At 59.3% G+C, this 637-nt stretch carries 1 rRNA gene; it reads right to left on the bottom strand.

Going from position 1 to position 637, the window contains the following annotated elements:
- A 16S ribosomal RNA gene (locus tag Mterra_RS21635) occupies positions 1–122 on the bottom strand; the annotation flags it as partial.
- Between the last annotated feature and the right edge of the window lie 515 nt (positions 123–637).

Genomic DNA, 637 nt, shown 5'->3' with positions numbered 1-637 from the left:
GCACGTCTCCCACGTGTTACTCACCCGTCCGCCACTGGCCGGCCGAAACCGGCCCGTGCGACTTGCATGTCTTAGGCATACCGCCAGCGTTCACCCTGAGCCAGGATCAAACTCTCCAAGAACAGGCACGGCATTTAAGCCGTGATTGATTTGAAGCTGTATCCCAGATATGGGATTTGTGGCTTACTGACTCTCTCTTTTCAAGGTTCGTCTGCTCGAGGCTTGCCTGAGCAGCAACGGCTACTGTAGCAAGCCCCCCCAAAGCTGTCAACCCCTCCCCTCTATATACAGAGAAAGATGCGTGCTGTGCGAGTTTCGCCAACTAAAAACCGTCCCGGCTCGAGGCCCTAGGCCAGGGGGCTGAGCCCTGGTTGGAGCAGATCCAGCCTAGCTGGGGCGGGGGGAGGGTTCACCCCCTCGAAAGCCGCTCGGGTTTTTGGTCAAACTTGCTGATCTAGACAGTGCTTGTGCCTCGAACGAGGACACCCCTATTGACAACTTTTGACCCCCGCGGTAATCTACTCGTTGCGCTGTCCAGAGGGCGGCGCGGGGACCTTGAAAGCGAAGGAGTCGAGAGAAGCGATGAGATCACTGCTCCTCGGCCGCCGGGGGCGCGGGCGCCGTAGGGATACGGGGC

The sequence above is a fragment of the Calidithermus terrae genome (genome assembly GCF_003574345.1).
GTDB classification, from domain to species: domain Bacteria; phylum Deinococcota; class Deinococci; order Deinococcales; family Thermaceae; genus Calidithermus; species Calidithermus chliarophilus.
This window is presented reverse-complemented; position numbering and strand designations above follow the sequence as displayed.